Annotated in this window: 14 protein-coding genes and 1 riboswitch; of the genes, 8 read left to right on the top strand and 6 right to left on the bottom strand. The window is 71.2% G+C overall.

Going from position 1 to position 19,575, the window contains the following annotated elements; genetic code table 11:
- Positions 1-194: 194 nt before the first annotated feature.
- On the top strand, positions 195-1,472 hold the full coding sequence (locus ACIBVQ_RS05005) for an ATP-binding cassette domain-containing protein (RefSeq protein ID WP_352009343.1): 1,278 nt from the start codon (positions 195-197) through the stop codon (positions 1,470-1,472).
- Between the two features lie 66 nt (positions 1,473-1,538).
- On the opposite strand, the gene ACIBVQ_RS05000 is transcribed toward ACIBVQ_RS05005, so the two are convergent.
- The 3 genes from ACIBVQ_RS05000 to ACIBVQ_RS04990 all read right to left on the bottom strand — a co-directional run bounded on the left by ACIBVQ_RS05000 (position 1,539) and on the right by ACIBVQ_RS04990 (position 5,352).
- Positions 1,539-2,201: an amino acid-binding protein gene (locus ACIBVQ_RS05000; protein WP_352009342.1), complete on the bottom strand. Its 663-nt coding sequence runs from the start codon at positions 2,199-2,201 to the stop codon at positions 1,539-1,541.
- A gap of 103 nt (positions 2,202-2,304) precedes the next feature.
- On the bottom strand, positions 2,305-3,594 hold the full coding sequence (locus tag ACIBVQ_RS04995; RefSeq protein WP_399175700.1) for a hypothetical protein: 1,290 nt from the start codon (positions 3,592-3,594) through the stop codon (positions 2,305-2,307).
- 132 nt (positions 3,595-3,726) lie between these two features.
- Positions 3,727-5,352, bottom strand: coding sequence for a glycoside hydrolase family 13 protein (locus tag ACIBVQ_RS04990; protein WP_352009340.1), 1,626 nt, complete (start codon positions 5,350-5,352; stop codon positions 3,727-3,729).
- 361 nt (positions 5,353-5,713) lie between these two features.
- On the opposite strand from ACIBVQ_RS04990, the gene pulA reads away from it, so the two are divergent.
- On the top strand, positions 5,714-8,380 hold the full coding sequence (gene pulA / locus ACIBVQ_RS04985; protein WP_386189834.1) for a pullulanase-type alpha-1,6-glucosidase: 2,667 nt from the start codon (positions 5,714-5,716) through the stop codon (positions 8,378-8,380).
- A 6-nt stretch (positions 8,381-8,386) separates the two neighbouring features.
- Here pulA and ACIBVQ_RS04980 read toward each other — a convergent pair whose 3' ends face one another.
- Positions 8,387-8,977 carry a putative glycolipid-binding domain-containing protein gene (locus ACIBVQ_RS04980; RefSeq protein ID WP_399175698.1) on the bottom strand — a complete coding sequence of 197 codons (591 nt, stop codon included), beginning with the start codon at positions 8,975-8,977 and terminating at the stop codon, positions 8,387-8,389.
- 137 nt (positions 8,978-9,114) lie between these two features.
- Between ACIBVQ_RS04980 and ACIBVQ_RS04975 the strand changes: the two genes are divergently transcribed.
- The 4 genes from ACIBVQ_RS04975 (at position 9,115) to ACIBVQ_RS04960 (ending at position 14,792) form a co-directional block, all read left to right on the top strand.
- Positions 9,115-10,095 carry an alpha/beta hydrolase family protein gene (locus ACIBVQ_RS04975; RefSeq protein WP_352009337.1) on the top strand — a complete coding sequence of 327 codons (981 nt, stop codon included), beginning with the start codon at positions 9,115-9,117 and terminating at the stop codon, positions 10,093-10,095.
- Positions 10,096-10,282: 187 nt separating this feature from the next.
- Entirely contained in the window at positions 10,283-12,340 is a 2,058-nt protein-coding gene (locus tag ACIBVQ_RS04970) for an N-acetylneuraminate synthase family protein (protein WP_399175695.1), read from the top strand.
- A gap of 236 nt (positions 12,341-12,576) precedes the next feature.
- Positions 12,577-13,506, top strand: a complete 930-nt coding sequence (locus ACIBVQ_RS04965) for a glycosyltransferase family 2 protein (protein WP_399175693.1) — start codon at positions 12,577-12,579, stop codon at positions 13,504-13,506.
- Entirely contained in the window at positions 13,503-14,792 is a 1,290-nt protein-coding gene (locus tag ACIBVQ_RS04960) for a polysialyltransferase family glycosyltransferase (protein ID WP_386189837.1), read from the top strand. Before ACIBVQ_RS04965 ends, ACIBVQ_RS04960 begins: the two co-directional genes overlap by 4 nt.
- Positions 14,793-15,042: 250 nt before the next feature.
- Here the strand turns inward: ACIBVQ_RS04960 and ACIBVQ_RS04955 are convergent, their stop codons facing one another.
- Positions 15,043-16,224, bottom strand: a complete 1,182-nt coding sequence (locus ACIBVQ_RS04955) for a DUF6716 putative glycosyltransferase (protein ID WP_399175691.1) — start codon at positions 16,222-16,224, stop codon at positions 15,043-15,045.
- Positions 16,225-16,235: 11 nt separating this feature from the next.
- Positions 16,236-17,273: a hypothetical protein gene (locus ACIBVQ_RS04950; protein ID WP_399175689.1), complete on the bottom strand. Its 1,038-nt coding sequence runs from the start codon at positions 17,271-17,273 to the stop codon at positions 16,236-16,238.
- 144 nt (positions 17,274-17,417) lie between these two features.
- On the opposite strand from ACIBVQ_RS04950, the gene ACIBVQ_RS04945 reads away from it, so the two are divergent.
- Together ACIBVQ_RS04945 and ACIBVQ_RS04940 are read left to right on the top strand one after the other, a co-directional pair.
- Positions 17,418-18,290: an oxidoreductase gene (locus ACIBVQ_RS04945; protein WP_399175687.1), complete on the top strand. Its 873-nt coding sequence runs from the start codon at positions 17,418-17,420 to the stop codon at positions 18,288-18,290.
- Between the two features lie 384 nt (positions 18,291-18,674).
- Positions 18,675-18,812: riboswitch (cyclic di-AMP (ydaO/yuaA leader) on the top strand.
- A 15-nt stretch (positions 18,813-18,827) separates the two neighbouring features.
- On the top strand, positions 18,828-19,526 hold the full coding sequence (locus ACIBVQ_RS04940; protein ID WP_362916729.1) for a CHAP domain-containing protein: 699 nt from the start codon (positions 18,828-18,830) through the stop codon (positions 19,524-19,526).
- Positions 19,527-19,575 lie beyond the last annotated feature (49 nt).

Raw genomic sequence — 19,575 nt, 5'->3', positions numbered from 1 at the left:
GCGACCGTCATCACGATCAGCACCTGAACCCTTGTCGTCGCGACATCGGCCACCCGGAGCCGGGCTCCGGAAGTGGCCCGAAGGCAAGCGATTTCTAACCACATCTATGGACACACAGGTGAATGTCGCGATGTACTACCTCATCAATCACACGGCTGGATCCGGGCAGCGGAGTCCGGGAGGAACGAGCGCGCATGAGTACCGTCGTCCTCGACAATGTGACCAAGGTCTACCCCGGCGGGTACCTCGCGGTTGACCGCATCAACCTGCGCGCCGAGAACGGGGAGTTCCTTGTCCTGCTGGGGCCCTCGGGATGCGGTAAGTCCACGCTGCTACGGATGATCGCCGGGCTTGAGGAGGTCACCTCGGGCGACCTGTGGCTCGGCGGCACCCTCGCCAACGACCTGCCGCCGCGTGAGCGTGACGTCGCCATGGTCTTCCAGAACGGCGCGCTCTACCCGCACCGCACCGTGCGGGGCAACATGGCCTTCCCCCTGGAGATCGCCAAGGCCGACCCCGCCCTGGTGCGCGAGCGGGTGACCGAGCTGTCGAAGGCGCTGCACATCGACGAGACCCTCGACCGTCGTCCTGGAACGCTCTCCGGTGGTCAGCGCCAGCGTGTCGCGATGGGCAGGGCGATCGTCCGCCAGCCCTCGCTGTTCCTGATGGACGAGCCGCTGTCCAACCTCGACGCGGGCATGCGCACCGAGATGCGCATGGAGATCTCCTCGCTGGTCCGTTCCCTCGGCGTGACCACCATCTACGTCACCCACGACCAGGTCGAGGCCCTGACCCTGGCCGACCGCATCGCCATCATGAACCGCGGCGTGCTCCAGGACCTGGGCACCCCGGGACAGGTCTACAACGACCCGGCGACCGCCTTCACCGCGGCCTTCCTCAGCTCCCAGCAGCTCAACCTGCTGTCGGCCGTGGTCAAGACCCCGCAGAACCAGTTCATCATGCTGGACTTCGGACCACATCAGATCACCATTCCTTGGACCGATCCCAGGGCGTACGTGATCTCCCAGCACGTCGGCCGTCAGATCATCGTCGGCCTGCGTCCCGACTGCCTCGCCCCGGTGCCGGAGACGTTCGAGGGCCCGGTCTTCTTCGGCCGGGTCAGGGCGCTTGAGTACCACGGCCACGAGTGGCTCGCCTACGTCGAGAGCGGCATCCAGTCCGTCGCCGTCCCCGAGCCGCCCGACCCGCGCCACAACGCCCACGCGATGGCCGCCTCCGGTGGCCGTGCGATGGCGGCCATCCGCAGGCTGCTGCCCGGCCGGTCCGCACAGGCCGAGACCGAGTACGGAAACGAGCAGGCGAGCGGGACCCATCGCAGGGCCGACCTCATCGTCCGGCTCGGCGCTCGTCCCGTCTGGCGGGCGGGGGAGCCCGCCAGGGTCGGCGTGGACGCCAGCCGGTTGATGCTCTTCACCGTGGACGGCTCGCGCATCGACCCGCCCCGCCGCTGAGCGGGACCGGACGCGCCCTGGGCGGACCCGGGGACCCGGATCGCGGCAAGGCCCGGATGAACGGCCTCAGACGCCCTGAGGGGTCTGCGGCGCGGTGCTGCGGCCGATGATGGAGACGATCTCCACGACACGGACCGCGCGGTCCAGCTCGGCGCGGTGGAACGGAGGCCCCTCCGTACGTGCGAGGACCAGATGGAGTCCCGCGCCGGGGACGGGCACGCTCATGAAGCGGTGGCGTCCCCCGGTGAGCGCGCAGGGGCGCAGGGCGGTGAGGTCGGCCGATCCGATCCCGGACAGGCCTCCCCGTTCGTCGAGGGACTCCGGCGCCTGCCAGCTTCGGTGGACGAGTTCGCCGCTCTCGGAGGAGACGACGACCGCCCACTCGGCGCTCACCAGGTCCGGGATGGCGTCGACCAGGGTGGCGAAGGCCCGCCCCGGCTCCGCGACGACGTGCCTGAGCAGGTCGTAGTCGGGGGACGTCCCGGGGATCTCCCTGGTTCGCCAGACGGCCTCGACACGGATGCCCGGCACGGCGGAGAGCCGGTCCCTGACGCCCTCCGGGCCGAACGGTCCCGGCCAGGAGACGGTGAAGTCGTCGACGACCCGCCCCGCCTCACGTTCCAGCACCGTCACCTGGAGGATGTCGGCGCCCAGCGTGCCGAGCACCCGGGCCACCTGGCCCAGGGCCCCCGGCCTGTCGGGAAAGGACACCCGCAGTCGCAACATCATCGTCGATCCCCCCTCTCCGAACACAGGGTGTCCTAGACAGGTTTCACGGATGTTCCGGGGAGATGTCCAAGATAAGACCTTAAATCCGAAAAATTCGGAAAGCTTAGTGCTGGTAGGCGCCCGCGTCGGGAACCACCGAAGGGGCCTTCCCCGCCAGGTCACGGGCCTGGGAGGCGCCGCCGTACCAGGCCGGGTTGAGTTTGAGGCCCCGGCCGAGGGCCGGGGAGCCCGGCTTCAGGCGCAGGTCGTTCCCGCCCCTGAAGCGCGGATCGGCGACGACGGACCGCGAACCGAGCTTGAACCCGCGGGACCTGCCCCGGTAGACGCTGCCGCCCTCGTCGGCCCCCGCACCGTCCTCGTAGCCCATCTGGCCGCCGACCACGATGACGTTGTTGCGCAGTTTGAGGATGGCCGGGGAGCAGCCGTCATGACACGACCAGCCGATGGTGTCGCGGGCGGGGAGGTACACCGAGTTCTGCACCGCCACCGTGCCGAGCACCGGCCCGACCACATGACCGGCGCCCCGGGTGATCAGGAAGGAGCCACGTTTGCGTGAGGAGGTCACCACGTTGAAGGCGAACACGTTCCCGGTCGCGGTCCTGCCCTTGCGCGCGCCCAGCTCCGCGAAGGTCTCGTTGTCGCGGGCGATGTTCCTGACCACCCGGTTGCGGTCGCCGTTGAACACCTCGACCGCGGCGCCGTCGGTGCCGTAGTCCTCGCTGGCGGCGTAGCTGCCGGTGATGACGTTGTCGGAGACCAGGTTGTCGTCGCCGTTGAGCAGCACACCGAAGGCGCCGGAGTCGTTGTCACCGCCGTTGTCGTTGACGCTCATGCGGTCGTTGCGGGTCAGCACGCTGTTCCTCAGGACGTTGCGTGCTCCGACGAGGTTGACGCCGCTGGCGTTGCGGTCGGCCAGGACTCCGTCGAGCTCGTTGTCGTCTCCGGTCACCTCGAAGCCCGCCCACTGGCAGCCGCTCGCGCGCACCCCGGTCACCCGCAGGTGGGAGCCGCCGAGCACCACGCAGCTCTCCGTGCCCTCGCCGCCGACCTTCGGCGCCGAGCCCGTGCCGTACGGCTCGACCACGACGGGCCGCGCCGCGGTGCCCTTCGCGCGAAGCCGCAGCGGTCCCTGCCACACTCCGCCGCGACTGAGCCGCACCACGTCGCCGGGGCGCAACCTGGCGTCGTTGACCTTGCCCAGGGAACGCCACGCCTTCTCCGGCGAGGTGCCCGCGGCCGCGTCGTCGCCCTTCTCGGAGTCGACGTAGTAGACGCCGCCCGCCCGCGCCTGGGCGGGACCGGGGACCGCGACGAGGAGACCGCTCACGGTGAACACCGCGAGAGCGGGAACGGTCCATCGCGGAATGATCGACTCCATGTAGGCACGTCCCATCGCTGAGTGACGGTCAGCGGAGATCCTGGCACAGGGAGCCCCCGCCGGACCATCGGGGGCGGCAGGCACCCAGCGAACCGTTACAACTCTTTCACCGGCGTTGAGGTGGACATTGCCCGGCGAACGGCGCTCTCACGCGCCCTCGCGCTCCCACCAGACAGCGGAGTCGGGGGCGAGCCGCGCCAGGCCGCCCTCGATTACCGGCTCCTCGCTGGCCAGCAGGACACGTCCCGGCGCGGGCAGTTCGACCGGCTCACCGGTCAGGTTGACCGTGCAGGCGAACCCCTCGCCACGGGCGAAGGCCAGCGTCCCCTCCGGGGAGGGCAGCCACGCCAGAGCGTCCTCACCGAAGGAGCCCCGGGCACGCCTGACCTCCAGGGCCCGCCGGTACAGGTTGAGCGTGGAGGAGGGGTCGGCCAGCTGCGACTCGACGCTGAGCGGCCCCCACGAGGCGGGTATCGGCAGCCAGGGGTCCTCGCCGCCCGGCAGGCCGAAGCCGAGGTGCGGCTCGGCCTCGTTCCACGGCAGGGGCACCCGGCAGCCGTCCCTGCCCGCCTCCGGGTCGCGCAGCCGCTGCGGGTCGTGCAGGAACTCCTCCGGCAGGTCGAGGACCTCGGGCAGGCCGAGCTCCTCCCCCTGGTAGACGTAGGCCGATCCGGGCAGGCCGAGCGTCAGCAGCGCCGCGGCGCGGGCCCTGCGCAGGCCCGTCCCGCCGCCGCCGTAGCGGGTGACGTGCCGTTTGACGTCGTGGTTGGACAGCACCCAGGTGGTCGGGGCGCCAACCGACCCGGCGGTGTCCAGAGACTCCTGGATCACCGCGCGGAAGGCCGCCGCCTCCCACGGGGTGCCCAGGAAGTGGAAGTTGAAGGCCTGGTGCAGCTCGTCGGGACGGACGTAACGGGCCAGCCGTCCCGGGGAGGGCGCCCACGCCTCGGCGACGCCGATCCGCTCGCCGGGGTAGGAGTCCAGGAGCCTGCGCCAGGCCCGGTGGATGTCGTGGACGCCGTCCTGGTCGAAGAACGGCACCACGTCGGTGCCGATCATCCGGATCTGGTCGGGATGGCCGACGTCGGGCAGCCCCGGCGCCTTGACCATGCCGTGCGCCACGTCCACCCGGAAGCCGTCGACGCCCAGGTCGAGCCAGAAGCGCAGGACCGACTCGAACTCGGCGTGGACCTCGGGATTCTCCCAGTTCAGGTCGGGCTGCTCGGGGGCGAACAGGTGGAGGTACCACTCGCCGTCCGGCAGCCGGGTCCAGGCGCGCCCCCCGAAGATCGACTCCCAGTCGTTCGGCGGCAGCTCCCCGTTCTCGCCCCTGCCCTCGCGGAAGACGTAGCGCTCCCGCTCCGGGCTGCCCGGTCCCGCCTCAAGCGCCTCCCGGAACCAGGCGTGCCGGTCGGAGGTGTGGTTGGGCACGACGTCCACGATCACCCTCAGCCCGTACCGATGCGCCTCCTCGACGAGCGCGGCGGCGTCGGCCAGCGTCCCGAAGATCGGATCGACGTCCCGGTAGTCCGCCACGTCGTAGCCGAAGTCGGCCATCGGCGAGGTGTAGAACGGGGTCAGCCAGAGGGCGTCGACGCCCAGGTCCGCGAGGTACGGCAGGCGCCCGCGCACCCCGAGCAGGTCACCGATCCCGTCCCCGTTGCCGTCGGCGAAGCTGCGCACGTAGACCTGGTAGATCACCGCGTCGCGCCACCAGCGGGTGGCCGTCCCGTCTGCTCCGCCGGGGCGGTGGGATTGGGCGAGTTCGGTCATGGGGGTCCCCCGATCAGACGACTGTCAGACCGTGACGCCCGGCGGGCCCACGGTATGGCGGTCCCCGCCGCGGCCGGGGACGGACCACCGGGCCGGGCAGGATACGCCGGACGTTACGCGGCGGTAAGCCGGAGCGAAAGAATTTGCCGCAACTTTCTGCAAACTTATTACAGGAAGATGTCAAGACAGGGCCCGGAACGCCCACCAGAAAAGTCACCATATATCCGTCTAGCTGCATGTTTCTCACTCCGGAGGCGCCGAGGGCTTCCGATGAAACCCCCGTAACCGCTTGCGTCACGGCCGCCTCGCGGGGAACGAGGAGGTCAGGAAAGCGTGCCCGTGAGGCGAGGAGACCGCGAACGTGAGCCAGGCAACGGAGCACGACGGCGCAGGGGGTGACATCGATCCCGGCCGGGCGTGGGCGCACTGGATCGACGGCGGGACGGTCGTCTGGGACCTGGACGGGGACCCGGCCGGGTTCGGCCACAGCCTGCTCCTGTCCGGCGAGGGCGGCATCGCCCGCACGGGCGGGGACCTGACCGGCGCCCTCGGGGTCATCCGCCTGTCCCCCGGCTCGCTCACCGCCGCGCAGCTGGCCGTACGGCCTCACCTGGCCGGGCGGACGGCCTTCACGGTCGATCCGCGTGACGCGGGCCTGGTCCCCTCGGCGCTGCGCGGCCAGGTGGTCGCCGTGCGGCGGGACCCGGCGGGGGCGCCGCTGGCCGCGACCGGGGTGCAGATCGCCGGGGTGCTCGACGACCTCTACCGGGCGGCGGCCGACGCCGAGCTGGGCCCGGTCTGGGAGGACGGCGTCCCCAGGGTCTCGGTCTGGGCCCCGACCGCCGGGAAGGTACGGCTGGCTCTGTACGACACCCCCTCCGGGGCGGGCCGTACCGTGCGTCCGATGCGGCGCGACGACGGGACGGGCGTCTGGTCGGTCACCGGCGACCCGTCGTGGAGAGGGCGCTACTACACCTTCCTGGTCACGGTTTACGCCCCGGCCGCGGGAAAGGTCGTCGTCAACGAGGTCACCGACCCCTACGGCCTGTCGCTGTCGGCCGGCTCCACGCGCAGCCAGTTCGCCGACCTCGCCGACCCCGCCCTGGCCCCGGAGGGCTGGGCCGAACTGCGCAAGCCCCCCGTCACCCGGCACCGGCCGGTGATCCACGAACTGCACGTGCGCGACTTCTCCGCCGGCGACCCGTCGGTCCCCGAGGAGGAGCGGGGCACCTACGCCGCCTTCGCCCGGGACTCGGCGGGGACGGCGGAGCTGCGCTCCCTGGCCCGGGACGGCCTGACCCACGTGCACCTGCTGCCGGTCTTCGACTTCGCCACCGTCCCGGACCGCCGGTCCGAGCGGACCGAGCCGGACGGCGACCTGGCCTCGATGCCGCCGGACTCCGAGCTGCAGCAGGAACGTGTGGCCCTGACGGCGGCGCGGGACTCCTACAACTGGGGCTACGACCCGCTGCACCACACGGTGCCCGAGGGTTCCTACGCCTCCGACCCCGACGGGACGGCGCGGATCGTGGAGTTCCGGCGGATGGTCGCCGAACTGAACCGGATGGGGCTGCGGGTGGTCATGGACGTGGTCTACAACCACGCCTACGCCTGCGGTCAGCACCCCTCGGCCGTGCTCGACCGGCTCGTGCCCGGCTACTACCACCGGCTGCTCGACGACGGCACGGTCGCCACCTCGACCTGTTGCGCGAACACCGCCCCCGAGCACCTCATGATGGGCAGACTCGTCGTCGACTCCGTCGTCACCTGGGCCCGCGAGTACAAGGTGGACGGCTTCAGGTTCGACCTGATGGGCCATCACCCGAAGGCGAACCTCCTGGCGGTTCGCGAGGCCCTCGACCGGCTCACCCCCGGCGCCGACGGCGTGGACGGCGCCTCGGTCCTGCTGTACGGCGAAGGCTGGGACTTCGGCGAGGTCGCCGGCGGCGCCCGTTTCGAGCAGGCGACCCAGACCGCCATGGCGGGCACCGGGATCGCCACCTTCAGCGACCGGCTGCGGGACGCGGTGCGCGGCGGCGGCCCCTTCGACGCCGACCCGAGGGTGCGGGGCTTCGGTTCCGGCCTGGCGGGACCGCCCGACGACTCACCCGTGAACGGCACGCCCGAGCAGCGGCGGGGGCGGCTGCTGTACTACCAGGACCTGATCAAGGCGGGGCTCGCGGGCAACCTGCGCGACTACGCCTTCACCGCCTCGGACGGCAGGTGGACGCGGGCCTCGGAGATCGGCTACAACGGCTCCCCCGCCGGGTACACCGCCTCACCCGGCGAGGTCGTCACCTATGTGGACGCCCACGACAACGAGACGCTGTTCGACGCGCTGGCCTACAAGCTGCCCAGGTCGACGACGATGGCCGACCGGGTGCGGATGCAGACGCTCTCGCTGGCCACCGTACTGCTCGGGCAGGGCCTCGCGTTCGTGCACGCGGGCAGCGAACGGCTCCGCTCGAAGTCCTTCGACCGCAACTCCTACGACTCGGGCGACTGGTTCAACCGGCTGCTGTGGGACCCCGCGCTGGGCAACGGGTTCGGCGCGGGCCTTCCCCCGAGGGCGGGCAACGAGGCCAGGTGGGAGTACGCCAGGCCACTGCTGGCCGACCCTGCCCTCAGGCCGGACCGCGCGGCGATCCGCTCGGCCAGGGCGAGGTACGGCGAGCTGCTGAGGATCCGCGCCTCGTCCCCCGCCTTCGCGCTCGGCTCCCTCGACGAGGTGCAGGCGCGCCTGTCCTTCCCCGCCGCCGGGCCGCGGGAGATCCCCGGCGTGGTGACCATGCATCTGGACTCCGACGGCCTCGACCCGCACCGGACGTCGCTGACGGTCGTCTTCAACGCCACACCGGGGACCGTGACGCAGGCCGTCGCGGCGCTGGCGGGCGCCCGGGTGGAACTGCACCCCGTCCAGGCCGGCGGCGGCGACCCCGTCGTCCGGAGGTCCGGCTTCGACCCCGCGACCGGCACGCTGAGCGTCCCCGCCCGCACGGTCGCCGTCTTCGTACGGCCCGCGCCCTGAGAGGGGTCACCAGGCCGGGGAGGCGTTCCCGCTCATCAGCCTGGCCAGCCCCGGGTAGTCGGCGACGACGCCGTCCCCGTCGAGGGTGAGGTCGGCGCCGAAGCCCTCTCCCTCGAAGCGCACCCGGCCCCGCGCCAGGTGGACGTAGCGCTGCGGGTGACGGGTCACGTGCAGGTGGGGCACCCCGACCCAGGCGGTGACGAGGTCGATCCGCCCGTCGTTGGCGTCGAGGCCGTGGCGCAGGATCGGCATGGTGTTGGTCAGCGGAGACAGCGCGAGGTCGCAGTCGAGCGCGTCGCCCAGGGCGTTCACGTCGCCGCCCGGGGACGGCCCGCCCAGGTTCCCCTCCTCCTTGGTCTCGCAGGACCAGGCTCCGTGCACGGAGCGGCGCAGGTCGAGCGCCCGGTGCCAGCCCGCGCCGTGGACCCGCACCGACAGCAGTTCGGTGACGTATCCGGTCAGGGTGCGCAGGGTGTACTCAAGGCGGTAGGGCACGGGATCGGTGCCGATCGCCACCCCGACCGCCGTCAGCTCCGCCCCGAGGTCCACCTCGGCGTACTCGGCGCCCCCGTCCTTCATCCACACCAGCCCGCGCATCCGCCGTCCCCTCTCCCCCGGATGTCCCGACCCCTGCGGAACGGCCGTACCCCGGCAGGCCATGACGAACCATTACGCCACGGCGCGCCGCCGCCCGGCACTTCCGGTGATCGCGAAGTTTCGCCAGGATTGGTCCCGTGAACCGCACAGCCGCACGCCTCGGAGTCCTCCTGCTCGCCGGAGCGGCCGTGGCGGCCGTGCTCCTGGCGCTGCTGACCCCCTTCTCCTCCGGCGGGACACCGCGTGGCCCGGAGATGTCCCCGCTCGGCTCCGGGCCGGGAAGCGTCCACGTCAACCGGCTGAGCGAGCGCGACCACGAGCTCACGATCCGCTCGGCCGCGCTGGGACGCGAGGGCATGGTCCGGGTGCTGCTGCCCGGCGGGTGGCGCCCCGGATCGGGGCCGTGGCCGGTGCTGTACCTGCTCAACGGGTGCTGCCAGTCCGAGTACGACGCGTGGACGACCCAGGGGGAGGCGGCCAGGCTCACCTCGGCCTATCCGGTGATCGTGGTCATCCCCGAGGGGGGCCAGGTGGGCTTCTACTCGGACTGGCGGGAGGGCCCCGCCTGGGAGACCTTCCACCTCACCGAGGTCCGCCGCGTCCTGGAGCGCGACTACGGCGCCGGGGACCGCAGGGCGGTGGCGGGGCTGTCCATGGGAGGGCTCGGCGCGATGTCCTACGCGGCCCGTCACCCGGGGATGTTCCGGGCGGCGGCCTCCTTCTCCGGTGTGCTGAACACCCTCGACGGCAACAACGGCGTCGACTGGCTGCTCAACGAGTACGGCGAGGACTCCGCCGACCTGTGGGGCGGCCACCGTGACCCCGCCTGGGCGGCGCACAACCCGGCCGACCTGACCGCCGGGCTGCGCGGGGTGCGGCTCTTCGTCTCCTGCGGGGACGGCACACCCGGGTCTCTCGACCCGCTGGGCACCGCCCCCGACCGCGGGGAGGCCACTCTGCTGCGTCAGGCGCAGACCTTCGTCAACCGGGCCCAGGCGAACGGCGCGCGGGTCGTGACCGACTTCTACGGCCCCGGAACCCACAGCTGGCCGTACTGGCGGCAGAGCCTGGAACGGGCGCTGCCCATGCTCATGGACTCCATCGGCGCGAGCGCCTGACCGCGCACGGCGACACATCCGGTATGCCCCGCACTGCCCTCCGTGTTGGAGCCCCCGGCTCTCCGGAAAGTTAAGACGACCGACTCTGGGCGTTCAGCTCAGTCACCCCTGTCCGGTCACCCCCGTGACTAGCGTTCCTAAAACGCCCCAGCTCAGGGGCATTTGCCGCATGTCACGAGGAGCAACCTTGCGAGTCCTGGCCGTTGTCCCCGCCCGTGGAGGATCAGCGGGCGTCCCGCTGAAGAACCTGGCCGCGGTCGGCGGCACTCCCCTGGTCGCCCGCGCGGTCAAGGCCTGCCTGCGGGCCGAACTGATCGACGAGGTGGTGGTCAGCACCGACCACAGGGGGATCGCCGAGGCGGCCCGTGAGGCGGGGGCGACCGTGATCGAACGCCCCGAGGAGCTGAGCGGCGCGACCGCCTCAAGCGAGTCGGCCGTCCTGCACGTCCTCGACCACCTGTCCGACGTGCCGGACGTGGTCGTCCTGGTGCAGTGCACCAGCGCGTTCATCGACCCGGCCGACCTGGACGGCGCGATCGTCAAGGTCCTCGACGGCACCGCGGACGTGGTGTTCTCCGGGCTGGAGACGCACGAGTTCCTGTGGAGCTCGGCGGGCGCGGGCATCAACCACGACCCCGCGCACCGGCCGCGCCGCCAGGACCGCGAGCCCGACTACCGCGAGACCGGCGCCTTCTACGTGATGCGCACCGAGGGCCTGCGCGAGCACGGTCACCGCTTCTTCGGCGCCGTCTCCGTGCAGCCCGTCCCCGCCAGGCACGCCCTGGAGATCGACTCTCCCGAGGACCTGGAGATCGTCAGGGCCCTCGCGCCGTTCGTCGACCTGCCCGAGCCCATCGACGTGGACGCGGTGATCACCGACTTCGACGGCGTGCACACCGACGACCGCGCCTACGTGGACCAGGACGGCCACGAGACGGTCGCGGTCAGCCGCTCCGACGGCATGGGCATCTCCCTGCTGCGCAGGGCGGGCGTCAAGCTGATGATCATGTCGACCGAGCAGAACCCGGTGGTCACCGCCCGTGCCCGCAAGCTCGGCGTGCCCGTCCTGCAGGGGCTGACCGACAAGCGGACCGTGCTGCGCGACTGGCTGGCCATCGAGGGCATCGACCCCTCCCGTGTCGCCTACGTCGGCAACGACGTCAACGACCTCGGCCCGATGGGCGACGTCGGCTGGCCCGTCGCGGTCCCCGACGCCCACCCCAGGGTCCGCGCCGCGGCCAGGACCGTGCTGACCAGGCCCGGCGGGGCCGGAGCCGTACGGGAACTGTGCGACCGCGTCCTGGCCGCGCGCCCCGCGACGGAGACGGCCGTGACCTCCGCCCCCAGGACCGAGCTGCGGCTCTCCCCGGTCGCCAAGCCGGTCCAGATCGGCGACGCGCTGGTCGGCTCGGGCCAGCCGGTCTACGTGATCGGCGAGATCGGCATCAACCACAACGGCGACATCGACATCGCGCGCAGGCTCATCGACGTGGCCGCCGAGGCGGGCTGCCAGGCGGTCAAGTTCCAGAAGCGCACCCCGGAGATCTGCGTGCCGCTTGAGCAGCGCGACCAGATCCGGCAGACGCCGTGGGGCGAGATGACCTACATGGAGTACAAGGTCAGGACCGAGTTCGGTCTCGACGAGTACACCGAGATCGCCAGGTACTGCCAGGAGCGCGGCCTGCACTGGTTCGCCTCTCCGTGGGACGTGCCCTCGGTCGAGTTCCTTGAGGCCATGGACGTCGTCACGCACAAGGTCGCCTCGGCCAGCGTCACCGACGTGGAGCTGCTGCAGGCCCTGGCCGCGACCGGCAAGCCGATCATCCTCTCGACCGGCATGTCCACCCTTGAGGAGATCGACAGGGCGGTGGAGATCCTCGGCACCTCCAAGCTGGTGCTGATGCACGCGACCTCCACCTACCCCCTGCCGCCCGAGGAGGCCAACCTCCGCACGATCGTCACCCTCCAGGAGCGCTACGGCGTGCCCGTCGGCTACTCCGGCCACGAGCGCGGCCTGCAGATCTCCCTGGCCGCGGTGACGCTGGGCGCGGTGACCGTCGAGCGGCACATCACGCTGGACCGCACCATGTGGGGCTCCGACCACGCCGCCTCGCTCGAACCCTCGGGCCTGGAGCACCTGGTCCGTGACATCCGCATCATCGAGACCGCCCTCGGCGACGGCGTCAAGCGCGTCTTCCCCGGTGAGGAGGCCCCGAAGGCCCGGCTGCGGAGGGTGCGGGTCTGAGTTGTGTTCCTTTGCTCCGCCTGGCGGCGTCGCGGGCTTGGGCGCCCCGAGTCGGCGCTTTCCCTCGTCACTCCGTCGCTTCGCTCCTGCGTTCCTCAGTCCAAGCACCGACGCGCCCAAGCCGAAACTCCTCACGCTTGGGGCCGGTAAAGCGCAAGATCAAAAACCTCACGTGTAGGGCTTAGGAAGTTCCCGCGTGGGGGTCGAATCACCAGAGAAAACAGAAAAGGGAAAACTTGATCACGTTGTCCGTCGTCGTCCCGGTCAAGGACGCCGAGCTCTACATCTCCGACGCGTTGACCTCCCTGGTCAGGAACGCGCGCAGGGACTTCGAGTTCATCGTGGTCGACGACGGATCGACGGACGCCACCGGGCAGATCATCGAGGACTTCCGCGACGAGCTGCCCGGCCTGGTCGTAGTGCACAACGACAGGCCGGTCGGGCTCGCCGACGCCCGCAACCTCGGGACCTCGCTGGCCTCCGGGCGCTACCTGACCTTCATGGACGGCGACGACTGGCTGGCGCCCGGCTACCTCGCCGAACTGACCGGGGCGATCGAACGGCTCGGATGTGACTTCGTCCGGGTGGACCACGTCCAGGCCGAGGGGCGCAAACGGGTGATCCACCGGGCGCCGCTCGCCGTACGGGAGACGGTGCTGAAGCCCCGCGACCACATCCTGCCCACCGGGGTGAAGACGATGGTCGACTACCCCTACGCGTGGGCCGGGATCTACCGTCGCGACCTGGGTGAGCTGCTGACCTTCCCCGGGCACCTGCACACCGCCGAGGACCGGCCGTGGATCTGGCGCCTGCACCGGCAGGCGGGCTCGTTCGCGGTGGTCTCGCTCGCGGGCCTGTTCTACCGCAGGATGGTCACCGGCTCGCTGACCCAGGTGGGCGACGCCAGGCAGCTGCACTTCTTCGACGCCTTCGACCTGGTCCTCTCCGACCTGGAGGAGGAGTTCGCCCCGAAGGCGGTGCGGACCTTCTGCGCCCTCCTCGCCCACCATCTGGAGCTGGCCGACCGCTTCTCCCCCGACCTTCGCGCCCGCTTCGAAAAGCGCGGCGCCGACGCCCTCAGGCGGTTGCCCTCCGACCTGCTCTCCGCGGGCCGGCTGGAGCCGGAGCGCGACCAGATCCTGCAGACATTGCTGGAGACCCGATGACACAGCTGTTCTACGCCTCGACGCTGTTCGGCGCGATGACGCTCGGGGCGGCGATCGACGAGGGGCTCTTCGGCCCGCACCCGGGCCGCAGGATCCTGCTGGTCTCGAACAACGCGGCCATCCCGGAGATCACCCCCTCCCTCGACCAGGCCCCCGGCTTCGCCGCGCTGCGTCCCCGGTTCGACGAGGTGTGGTCGTGGAACGACATCGTGGCGCCGCTGCACCCCTCCGACTGGAAGGCCCGCATCATCGAGGTCCCGATGCTGGGCCGTCTCCTGCGTTCCCACCTCTCCCTTGAGGAGGGGCCCCGGGAACTGATCCTGGAGTCCATCGCGGTGCCGCCCGCCAGGACGATCGCCGGCCTGGTCAAGGACTGCCCGATCACGGTCTACTCCGACGGCCTGATGAGCTACGGCCCGACCCGTGACCCCCTGCCGCAGGAGATCTCGGGGCGGATCACCCGCCTGCTCCACCTGGACCTCGTTCCCGGCCTGTCGCCGCTGCTGCTCTCCGAGTACGGCGTGCCCGCGGTCGCCCTGCCCGACCGGGCCTTCCTCGACGTCCTCGCCCAGGCGGAACGGCTCACGCACGGCACGCGGGGCCTTCCCCGCGGTCAGGCGATGATCCTCGGCCAGTACCTGTCGGCGCTCGACATCGTCACCCAGGACGAGGAGGCCGGGCTGCACGCGGACATGCTGCGCGGCCTGGCCGCGAGGGGGTTTCGCTCGGTGCTGTTCAAGCCGCACCCGGCGGGCGGGCGGCGACACGCCCAGCGGCTCCGCGAGACGGCCGCGGAGCTGGGGGTTGAACTGACGGTCGTCGGGGAGAGCGTCCCCGCCGAGTCGTGTTTCGCCACGCTTGAACCCGAGCTGGTCGTCGGCTGCTTCTCCACCGCCCTGGTGACCGCGAGCAGGCAGTTCGGGCTGCCGGTCGCGACGCTCGGAGGCGACCTGGTGCTCGAACGGCTGGCGCCGTACGAGAACAGCAACCGCGTCCCGGTCACGATCACCGACGCCCTGCTCCCCCGCCTGTCCCCCGACGGGTCGCTGGAGGAGCCGCCCCCGGTCGATCTTCCCGCGCTGGTGGGTGCCGTCGGCTACTGCATGCAGAGCACCGTCCACCCCGGGCTGCGTGAACGGGCCGTCGCGTATCTGGAGGCCAACGGCCCCGCCCGCTACTTCAAGCGTCAGCGCCTGACGGCCCTGGACCTGCTCCCCACCACGCCCGCCCCGGAGCCGGGCCCCCTGGGCAAAATCCGCCGCCGCCTCTCCAAGGCCCTCTCCTGACCCGCCGGCACCCCGCTTATTGCACCCTCACGAGGGGCTCCCCGCCCCAGGCGTGAGGGTTTTGGTCTTGTGCCTTACCGGCGCCAAGCGTGAGGAGTGTCGGCTTGGGCGCGTCGGTGCTTGGACTGAGGAACGCAGGAGCGCAGCGACGCAGTGACGAGGGAAAGCACCGACCCGAGGTGCCCAAGCCCGCGACGCCGCAGGCGGAGCAAAGAGACACAACCCGCGACGCCGCCAGGCGGAGCAAAAGTCACAGTTTCAGGTAGCGGCGCATGCGGCGTTTGGCGCGGTAGCCGACTCGGAGGACGTTGGGCGGCACCTCCACGCGCAGGCGGGCGCGCCTGCGGGCTGCGGCGTACTGCGGGCCGTCCAGCAGGGAGGTCGCGGGGACGAGGCGTCCCGAGCGGGACTGGCCGACGAGGGCGACCATCTGCGACACCCAGTCGCTCTCCCCGTTGGGGTGGAAGTAGTTCGCCCTGCACCAGGCCTCGTCCGGGGTGTGGAAACGGCCCTGAGCCAGGTCGTCCATGGTGCCGAGCAGACCGCTTCCCTCGAAGACCAGGTTGATCATCTCGGCGCTGACGCCGAAGTCGGACAGCACCAGCAGCGGCACGTCCTGGGCGATGGCCTCCAGTGCGGCGGTCGAGCTGACGGTGACGAATCCGGCGGCGTGCGCCAGGTGCTCGTGCATGGCTCCGGCGGCGAACCGCACCGCGCCGGGGCGGACCCGCCCCTCGGTCTCCAGGGCCTGCCACAGGCGCTGGTAGTTGTGACGTTCGTTGTGCGTCTGGCGTTCGTTGTCCAGGGCGCGCAGTTTGACGACCACGTCCAGGTCGGGGCGCCGTCCGGCCAGGTCGGCCAGCGCGAGCAGGATCCGTTCCCTGTCCTCCCTGCGCTTGGGCACCTTGGCCTGGGTGGCGAACACGACGCGGTCGCGGGGCCCCGCCGCGGGGGCCTGCCCGCTGTCGCGCAGGAACGGCAGCCGGGTGAGGCCGATCTGTCCTCCGCCGCCGAGTTCCTTGCCGATGGTGGAGAACTCCTCGACCTCCCGCCCGCTGTGCAGGACGAACAGGTCGCATCCGCTGCGGAAGATCCATGCCTTCTCGGTCGCCGGGATGGAGATGCCCGGCAGGCCGGAGACGAAGACGGGCCGGGGCGTGAGGCCGGAGAGGACCTCGCTGACCAGCACGTCCACCACGGGCCCTGTGCAGGCGACCAGCACCACGTCGGGCCTGAACCGCTCGGCGGCCCTGCGCAGGGCTCTGGCGGACAGCACCGGCGGGTCACCGGCCGCGCCGGCCACGGCCGCGTGGATCTGGGCCGGTGAGGGCGTGATGGGGGTACGGACCACCGTCAGCTCCGCCGTACAGCCCGAGGGCAGGCCCTCAAGCAGGTAGGCGGCCCACTTCAGGTAGGAATCCGAGTCGGCCACGGCCAGGACCTTCAACCTGTGACTCCAGTGTCGTGATGGGCGAACATCGATAGGTGCGTTCTGAGGGAGGGCGCCGCCTGGGCGGTCCACCACTCGTCGGGGACGTCCACGGTCTCCACGACGACGCCGCGGGCCGACAGCAGGACGCGCAGGGAGGTGACCGCGGTCGAGGGCAGGCTCAGGACCCGCTGCTCGGCCTCCAGTCCGCGCAGCGTCATCTCCGCGGGGGCGCCGCCGTCGTAGACGGTGGTCCCGGGCTGCCTGCCGACCCTGGCGAGGTCGCCGGGGTCCTCTCTGCGGTGCGGGAAGTAGGCGACGGGCCCGGTCGAGCCGAGTCCGGCCAGCCAGCCGAAGTAGTGGTCGCGGTGGATGAGGCCGTTGCGGACCAGGGAGGTGCCCAGGACGACGGTGCGTTCCCTCGGCCCCGGTCTGCGCATGGGCTGGGACCTGAGCCAGGCGAAGTCGTGGGTGACCAGTTCGGCCCCCCGTGCGCGTACGGCCCGCGCCAGGTCGTCGGGGACGGGCAGCGCCGTGAAGATCGACAGGCGGCCTGCCCTGGCGGCCGCCCGCAGCCGCATGCCCGCGGCCGAGCCGAGCACCTTCCTGAGCGGTCCCGGGGTGGCTCTGGCCCGGAGCAGGGGCGTCCAGAACCGCCCGGTGAGCAGTTCCAGGAGCCTGATCGTGGCGAGCCCGTCGTCGACGATCACCATCCGGCCGGGCAGGGCGGTGAGCCAGGCCGCCTGGACCTTGCCGGAGAAGGCGTCGCCGACCGCCCAGCTCGTCCCCCTGCGGGGCCTGGGCATCTCGGGCGAGGGCTCGTCGAGTTCGAGCCCGGCCGGTGGGCCGAGTTTGGCGATCTCACGGCGGGTGACGGCCAGCGGGCGCAGCCCGGCCCTGGGCACCACTCGCGCGTGGGCGCCGAGCAGCCCCGCGTGGTGGGCCTCCACGGCGCAGAGCATCTGCAGCGGGGACTCCACCCAGGCAACGGCCGAACCCTGCTCCCGCGCGTGGTCTCGACCGTCCTCCACGCCGGGCGATGACCCGTTCACGACCGCCTCACCGTAACCCGGACGTCTTACGGCGCCGGGAACTACGGGTGAACACACGAATATGCCCTCTTGCGGGTCGTACTCGTGACGATCTACCGTAGTGTACGAAACCGTTTCGTACAGCTGGCCCCGGAGACGCCGATCATGTGGACCGCTGATGACATTCCCGACCTGTCCGGCAGTACGGCACTGGTCACGGGTGCCGGCAGCGGGATAGGGCTGGCGACCGCCCTGCACCTCGCCCGGCGAGGCGCCGAGGTGATCATGACCGCGCGCGACCGGGCCAGGGGGCGGGTGGCGCTGGAGAGGGTCAGGGCGGCGGCCCCGGAGGGACGGGTCGAGCTCAGAGGCCTTGACCTGGCCGATCTCGCCTCGGTGCGGGCGTTCACGGACGACCTTGACCGGCCGATCGACCTCCTCGTCAACAACGCGGGCGTCGCCATGATTCCACGGCGGACGACGGCCAACGGCTTCGAGGCCCAGTTCGGCGTCAACCATCTCGGGCACTTCGCCCTGACCGGGTCGCTGCTGCCCCGGCTGCTGGCCGGACAGGGGGCCAGGGTCGTCACGGTCTCCAGTGGCGCGCACGCGATGGGGCGGATCGACTTCGACGACCTGGGGCTGGAGAACGGCTACCGCCGCTTCGGCGCCTACTGCAGGTCCAAGCTGGCCAACCTGCTGTTCGCCCTCGAACTACAGCGCCTGGCCGGAGGCAAACTGCTCAGCCTGGCCGTCCATCCCGGGCCGACGGCCACCTCGATCATGCGGCCGGGCGTGTTCACCCGGCCGGTCACCGCCTTCATGCGGCTGGCGCTCAAGGCTCCGGAGAAAGGGGCCCTCCCCTCCCTGTACGCCGCGACCCACCCCGGCGTGGCCGGCGGCACGTACGTCGGCCCCGGCCCCAGGGCGCTGACGCCTTCGCCCAGGGCTCTCGACGAAGACCTGGCGCGGCGGCTGTGGATCGTCTCCGAGGAGCTCACAGGCGTACGGTTCGCCGCGCTCACGTCACGCCCCTGACCGGCCCAGGGGCCGGGGGCGACCCCGCCGGGACGGGTAAAGAGACCCCCTCTTGACCCGGTGGAGGAGGGGTCGGCCAAAAGATCTACGTTCACCTGGCACGCGAAGTCCTTGCCCTTGCCCTTCATCGTGCCCGTCGTGTCGCGATCCCCTCTCCCACCGGGGATCGCGTCACCGAAAGGGAGATCGTCCCGGGTGGACGAGGCCCCAGTCTTCCCCCTCGAACGAGGCCCATTCCCAAGCCAAGGCAATGTGTCGGACTTGTAATCGTCTGTCCGGTTCACGTACGTTCAACGAATTCGCGGCGAACGCCCAGACCTTTGCAGGTCAGCGCATTGCCACGACATTGCCCGACCGTGCTCCACCAGGTGGACATCCGCCTGATGGACACGGCCGCCGAATCCGCGAGTCTCGCGGAACCGGGGACCCAGGTCCTTTGGGGTGAATCAGCGCATACGCGCTGTAGGACACTTTCCAGTCCGAACCCGTCAGCTAACCCGGTAGGCGGCATGGAAGCGACGCAAGGAGCAGTACCCCATGGCCAAGCACCGCCTTACCTCCACCCCCAAGACGCACTACCTGGCCCGTGTCATCCTCGGCACCGCCATCGCCCTCAGCGGCGGAGTCGTCGCCGGTGGACCCGCCCTGGCGGACACCCCCGAGCAGACGTCCGCCACCGTCCGGAACGCGAGCGCGGACACCGCCAAGACCAGCCTCCAGACCACGGCCGAGCGCCTGCCCAAGGTGACCGCCCAGCAGGTTCTGAACATCGCCTCCCAGCAGATCGGCGTCAGCGAGAACGCCCAGGGCGGCGGCACCAAGTTCCACTCCTGGTACATGTCCAGTGAGCGCGCCAAGGAGACCACCGCCCGTGACGGCGGCCGCATCCAGGACTACGCCAACGCCCCCTGGTGCGCGATGTTCGTCTCCTGGGTCGGCGAGCAGGCCGGCATCCGCCCCACCATGGGCTGGGACGCCTACACCGTCACCCACGCCAAGTGGTTCAGGGACAACGGCCACTGGGGCACCACTCCCAAGCCCGGCGCCGTCGTCTACTTCGACTGGAAGGGCGGCAAGGACCTCGACGGGATCGACCACGTCGGCTTCGTGAAGCAGGACAACGGCAACGGCACGATCACCACGATCGAGGGCAACACCGGCAACGGCAAGGTCGAGCAGCGCATCCGTCCGACCTCCCAGGTCGTCGGCTACGGCTACCCGGTCTACAGCGGCTGACCCCATCCCCTCCCTCCGTACGGCCCCCGCCGTACGAGACCCCCATCCG

Source organism: Streptosporangium sp. NPDC049376 (assembly GCF_044466505.1).
Lineage (GTDB): Bacteria > Actinomycetota > Actinomycetes > Streptosporangiales > Streptosporangiaceae > Streptosporangium.
The sequence above is the reverse complement of the archived record's forward strand: the minus strand, read 5'-3'. Positions and strand labels throughout refer to the sequence as shown.

Excerpts from the sequence above, each read along its gene's own strand:
- ACIBVQ_RS04960 (WP_386189837.1), top strand. The coding sequence starts at position 13,503 with ATGACACAGCTGTTCTACGCCTCGACGCTGTTCGGCGCGATGACGCTC.
- ACIBVQ_RS04980 (WP_399175698.1), bottom strand. The coding sequence starts at position 8,977 with ATGCGCGGGCTGGTGTGGATGAAGGACGGGGGCGCCGAGTACGCCGAG.
- ACIBVQ_RS04940 (WP_362916729.1), top strand. The coding sequence starts at position 18,828 with ATGGCCAAGCACCGCCTTACCTCCACCCCCAAGACGCACTACCTGGCC.
- ACIBVQ_RS04995 (WP_399175700.1), bottom strand. The coding sequence starts at position 3,594 with ATGGGACGTGCCTACATGGAGTCGATCATTCCGCGATGGACCGTTCCC.
- ACIBVQ_RS05005 (WP_352009343.1), top strand. The coding sequence starts at position 195 with ATGAGTACCGTCGTCCTCGACAATGTGACCAAGGTCTACCCCGGCGGG.
- ACIBVQ_RS05000 (WP_352009342.1), bottom strand. The coding sequence starts at position 2,201 with ATGATGTTGCGACTGCGGGTGTCCTTTCCCGACAGGCCGGGGGCCCTG.
- ACIBVQ_RS04990 (WP_352009340.1), bottom strand. The coding sequence starts at position 5,352 with ATGACCGAACTCGCCCAATCCCACCGCCCCGGCGGAGCAGACGGGACG.
- ACIBVQ_RS04945 (WP_399175687.1), top strand. The coding sequence starts at position 17,418 with ATGTGGACCGCTGATGACATTCCCGACCTGTCCGGCAGTACGGCACTG.